The following is a 4,756-nucleotide window of genomic DNA, read 5'->3' on the forward strand; positions in this document are numbered from 1 at the left end:
GCCTCGAACCGGTCCGCTCCGGATTGCGTCGACGGCCCGATACGTGCCGCCGACGCGATGCAATCACTGATTGAGATTGCCGTTGCCGTTGCCGTTCAGGATACCCCAGTTGAGGTTTCCGTTCAGGTTGCCGTTGCCAATGCCGAAGTTGGCGTTGCCGTTGCCGTTGCCGTTCAGGGCGCCGACATTGCCGTTGCCGTTGGCGTTGCCGTTGAACCAGCCGACGTTGAAGTTGCCGTTGCCGTTGCCGTTGAACGCGCCGGTATTGGCGTTGCCGTTGCCGTTGCCGTTGCCGACCCCGACGTTCCCGTTGCCGTTGCCGTTGCCGCTTCCGATCGAGAAAGCCAGAGCTTGCGAGGTCATGAGGCCCGAGACCAGCACGGCGCAGATAATCGCCTTCACCTTAAACATTGGAAAACTCCCTTAATGTCACCATCTGCCGCGCGGTCACGTGCGCGACAGGACCGATCATCGGCCACGAGGCTCGTTGGCGACAAGCTGTCCCTTTGGTGCTGAACCGTTACGTCCGAAGGGACTAGACCGTCCGTCCTAACCGGCCCGGTCTGCATCAATCCAGCGTGCGGCGGAAGCGCAGCACCGCGATCGTCATGGCGAACAGCATCAACGCCGCCAGCGCCAGCGTGTCGTATTGCAGGTTCTGCACGGTGGCGCCCTTCAGCATGATGGCGCGGACGATGCGCAGGTAGTGCGTGAGCGGCAGGCCCTCGCCGACATATTGCGCCCAGACCGGCATGCCCGCGAACGGGAACATGAAGCCCGACAGGAGGATGCTCGGCAGGAAGAACATGATCGACATCTGCATCGCCTGGAGCTGGTTCTGCGCGATGGTCGAAAAGGTGTAGCCGATCGACAGATTGGTGGTGATGAACAGCGTCGAGAGAATCGCCAGCATCGCGAGGCTGCCGAGGATCGGCACGCCGAACAGGAAGACGCCGATGGCGATGATCAGCGTGGCCTGGAGGAATCCGACCAGCACGTAGGGGATGATCTTGCCGAACATCACCTCGACGGGCTTGATCGGCATCGACAGCAGGCTCTCCATGGTGCCGCGCTCGACCTCGCGCGTCACGGAGAGAGCGGTGAAGATCAGCATGGTCATGGTCAAAATGGTGCCGACGAGACCCGGTACGATGTTGAGGCGCGAGGAGGCGGCCGGGTTGTAGCGGGCGTGCGCCCTGATCTCGAACGGCAGGGCCGGCGGATCGCCGGTGTAGAGATCGTGCTGCAGGGCGGTCTGCACGATCGTGCCGAGCGAGCCGAGCGCCGAGCCCGCGGCGACCGGATCGGTGGCGTCGGCCGCGACCAGCAGCGCCGGGCGGTCGCCGCGCCGCACCGCGCGCTCGAAGCCGCGCGGGATCTCGACGCCGAACAGCACCTTGCCGGACGTCAGGAGATCGTCGAACTCGTTGACGTCGTGCACCTCGCGAACGAAGCGGAAATAGGCGGTGTTCTCCAGCGCCTTCAGGATCGAGCGGCCGAGATCGCTATCCTCCTGCAGCAGCACGGCGGTCGGCAGATTGTGCGGGGTGGTGTTGATGGCGAAGCCGAACAGCAGGAGCTGCATGATCGGGATCATGACGATCATCGCGAACGAGACGCGGTCACGCCGGAGCTGGATGAACTCCTTCGCCACCATCGCGTAGCAGCGCCGCCAGAAGCCGAACCACTCCGAGCCCTGCCGTGCATGGCCTGTCGTGTCGATGGTGCTCACTGGAAATTGTCCTTCGAACGGCTCATCAGCTCGATGAACACGTCTTCGAGAGAAGGATGCGAAGGCTGCCAATTCAAGCCGTTCCGCTCGCGCCACGGTGCGATGCTGGCCTCCAGCGCGGCGACGTCGCGTCCCGAGACATGCAGCGAGGTGCCGAACGGCGCCACCATGTCGATGCCGGGCTTGCCGGCGAGTCCAGCGGCGAGCCCGTTGAGATCATCGCCGGTGACGGTGTAGGTGGTGAGCCGCGATTTCGCGATCACCTCGTCCACGGTGCCGTGCACCAGCAGGTAGCCATAGGCGATGTAGGCGATCTCGTGACAGCGCTCCGCCTCGTCCATGTAATGGGTGGAGACGAGCACGGTGAGGCCCTCGCCGGCGAGCGCGTGGATTTCGTTCCAGAAGTCGCGTCGCGCCTTGGGATCGACGCCGGCGGTCGGCTCGTCCAGCAGCAGCAGGCGCGGGCTGGGCAGCGTGCAGGCCCCGAGCGCCAGCCGCTGCTTCCAGCCGCCGGAGAGCTCGCCCGCGAGCTGCTCCTCGCGGCCCGAGAGCCCGAGCCGCTTGATCATCTCGCGCGCGGAGCCGCGTGCGTCGCTCATGCCGTAGAGCCGCGCCACGAACTCCAGGTTCTCGCGCACCGAGAGGTCCTGATACAGGCTGAAGCGCTGGGTCATGTAGCCGACCTGGCGTTTGATGCGCTCGGCGTCGCGGCGGATGTCGTAGCCGAGACAGGTGCCCTCGCCGCTGTCGGGCGTGAGCAGTCCGCAGAGCATGCGGATGGTCGTGGTCTTGCCCGAGCCGTTGGGACCGAGAAAGCCGTAGATCGAGCCCCGCTTCACCTGCATCGACAGATCGTGCACGACCTCGCGGCCGCCGAACGATTTGGTCAGGCCCTTGACGTCGATCGCAATACCGCCCGCCGCGCCGTTCATCGCCGATCCGCCATCGGAGTCTTGTTGTCGGGAGTCTTGGGGTTCAGATAGACGCTGACGGGCTGGCCGACGCGAAGCGCGTCCGGCCGCGACGGCCTCGCCTGGATCAGGTAGACGAGCTTGTTGCGCTCATCGAGGCTGTAGATCACCGGCGGGGTGTATTCGGCCGAGGTCGCGATGAAGTAGATCTTTGCGGTGAGGTCGGCGGCACAATTGTCGCAGGTCACCCGGATCTCGTCTCCGATCGCGAGCCTGGGCAGCTCGGTCTCCGGCACGTAGAAGCGCACCTTCATGTTGCCGGGCGGCATGATCGAGATCACCGGCCGCTGCGCCGCGACCATCTCGCCTTCGCGGAAATAGATCTGCTGGATCGTGCCGGCGACCGGGGCAAAGCCCCGCCGCCGCGCCAGCCGCGTCTCCGACGTCACCACGCGCGCTTCGGCGACCCGCAGGCTCGAGACCGCCGAATCCAGGCTCGCTTGCGTACCGGCGCCGGTCTTGCTGAGCGAAGCGGCACGATCGTAGGTCTGCTGCGCGTTCGCCAGCGTCGCCTTGTTCTGGTTGAGGTCGGCAAGCTGCAGATCGTCGTCCACCGAATAGAGGGGATCGCCGACCTTCACCACGTCGCCCTCATGGACGTTGAGCCTGGTCACCCGCCCGGCTTCGTCGGGACTGACGAAGATCATGTCGGCCTCGACCCAGCCCTGATAACCGGGATCGCGGTTGTCCTTGCAGCCGGCGAGCCCGGCCGCGAGCATGGCGGCGGCAGCCAGCCGCAACATCATTTGCGACGACCTCATGTCGTCCTCCGTTCGCCGAAGATCAGGTCGAGATGAACGCGCAGCATGGCCTGCGCGTCGAGCGGGGAGTGGCGTGCGAACAGGCTCTGCCAGATCACGGCGATCAGCGCGGGCGCGATCAGGATCTGCGGAAAGCGCGCCAGGTTCTTCTCGCGGATCTCGCCGCGCGCGATGCCGAGTTCGATCAACGCACGCATGCCGGCGACGCCGCGCGACACCACCTCGCGGTAGTAGAAGTCGGCCACCGCCGGAAAGCGCGGGCCCTCGGCCACGATCAGGCGAGCCAGATCGCCACGCCTGGTGCCCGCGACCTCGCGCAGGAAATTGCTGGCAAAAGCCTCGACGAGATCGCGTACGGAGCCGCTCGGCGGCGGCAGCGCGTCGAGCCGCTCCACCACCGGCACGATCACGATGCGGACCAGTTCCTCGAACATCGATTCCTTGTCCTTGAAGTGCAGGTAGATCGTGCCTTTGGCGACGCCCGCGCGCCTCGCAATGTCGTCGAGCCGGGTGGCGGCAAAGCCGCGGGCGATGAATTCCTCCAGCGCCGCCTCGACGATCGCTGCGCGCCGCTCCGCCGCGCGCATCGCCCGGTTTGACGCGGGCCCGGCGGCTCCGCCTGCGGTCGCGCTCCCCTTTCGGCCGCGGCGGACGGTCGAGACTGCGGCGGGTTTGGTGGGATCGGCACTCATGGCATTAATATGACTGACCAGTCAGTCATTGTCAATGGATGGTCCGATGGACCTCTCGACGAATTACAGGCAGTTCCGGATATAGGGCCGGTTGATCTCCCAGAGTTCGTCCAGGAGGCCGCGGGCCGCGTCCACGGAATTGACGACGGGATCGATCAGCAGCGCCTGCAACGCCAGCTCCTTGGAGGCGTGCATGGCCGCCTCCACCGCCATCTGCTGGACCTGAACCTGGATTGTCATCAGCTTGGCGACGCCGTCGGGCAGCGGGCCGAGCGAGACCGGATGGATGCCGGCAAAATCGGCCACGACGGGCACCTCGACCGCGGCATTCGGCGGCAAGTTCGGGATCACCTGCCGATTGTAGACGACGGCGGATTCGACGAGCTGCTTGCGGTTATGGAGAATGGCCGAGATGATGCCGACGGCGCGCTCGCCCGACGGCATCGACCACCAGTCTGGCATTCCGGCCCGTCCCGCCAGCACCTCATCGATCATCCGGATCAGCTTGGCCCGTTCGCTCTCGTCCCAGTCGAAATCGTAGCCGCCCTCCCCGGCCTCCCAGCCGAACGAAAAGTATTCGCCGACATGGCCGTCGCCGCA

General features: G+C 65.6%; 5 protein-coding genes and 1 pseudogene. All 6 read right to left on the reverse strand.

Annotated elements, in window-relative coordinates; translation table 11 throughout:
* Positions 1 to 63: 63 nt before the first annotated feature.
* Positions 64 to 411 carry a hypothetical protein gene (locus KGM94_RS23610; protein WP_300264641.1) on the reverse strand — a complete coding sequence of 116 codons (348 nt, stop codon included), beginning with the start codon at positions 409 to 411 and terminating at the stop codon, positions 64 to 66.
* A 157-nt stretch (positions 412 to 568) separates the two neighbouring features.
* The gene (locus KGM94_RS23615; RefSeq protein WP_300264642.1) at positions 569 to 1,732 is read right to left on the reverse strand and encodes an ABC transporter permease; all 1,164 of its coding nucleotides are present in this window, start codon (positions 1,730 to 1,732) and stop codon (positions 569 to 571) included.
* On the reverse strand, positions 1,729 to 2,664 hold the full coding sequence (locus tag KGM94_RS23620; RefSeq protein ID WP_300264644.1) for an ABC transporter ATP-binding protein: 936 nt from the start codon (positions 2,662 to 2,664) through the stop codon (positions 1,729 to 1,731). The genes KGM94_RS23615 and KGM94_RS23620 overlap by 4 nt, the downstream gene beginning before the upstream one ends.
* A complete protein-coding gene (locus tag KGM94_RS23625) occupies positions 2,661 to 3,464 on the reverse strand; it encodes an efflux RND transporter periplasmic adaptor subunit (RefSeq protein ID WP_300264646.1) in 804 nt (267 codons plus the stop codon). The genes KGM94_RS23620 and KGM94_RS23625 overlap by 4 nt, the downstream gene beginning before the upstream one ends.
* Positions 3,461 to 4,156 carry a TetR/AcrR family transcriptional regulator gene (locus tag KGM94_RS23630; RefSeq protein WP_300264648.1) on the reverse strand — a complete coding sequence of 232 codons (696 nt, stop codon included), beginning with the start codon at positions 4,154 to 4,156 and terminating at the stop codon, positions 3,461 to 3,463. The genes KGM94_RS23625 and KGM94_RS23630 overlap by 4 nt, the downstream gene beginning before the upstream one ends.
* A 63-nt stretch (positions 4,157 to 4,219) precedes the next feature.
* Positions 4,220 to 4,756: pseudogene (locus tag KGM94_RS23635) on the reverse strand (alpha-glucosidase/alpha-galactosidase); the annotation flags it as partial.

It is taken from the genome of Bradyrhizobium sp. (assembly GCF_028868675.1).
Taxonomy (GTDB): domain Bacteria; phylum Pseudomonadota; class Alphaproteobacteria; order Rhizobiales; family Xanthobacteraceae; genus Bradyrhizobium.

What these genes read in the sequence shown, in the direction of transcription:
- KGM94_RS23610 (WP_300264641.1), bottom strand. Translation starts at nt 411, where the DNA reads ATGTTTAAGGTGAAGGCGATTATCTGCGCCGTGCTGGTCTCGGGCCTC.
- KGM94_RS23620 (WP_300264644.1), bottom strand. Translation starts at nt 2,664, where the DNA reads ATGAACGGCGCGGCGGGCGGTATTGCGATCGACGTCAAGGGCCTGACC.
- KGM94_RS23625 (WP_300264646.1), bottom strand. Translation starts at nt 3,464, where the DNA reads ATGAGGTCGTCGCAAATGATGTTGCGGCTGGCTGCCGCCGCCATGCTC.
- KGM94_RS23630 (WP_300264648.1), bottom strand. Translation starts at nt 4,156, where the DNA reads ATGAGTGCCGATCCCACCAAACCCGCCGCAGTCTCGACCGTCCGCCGC.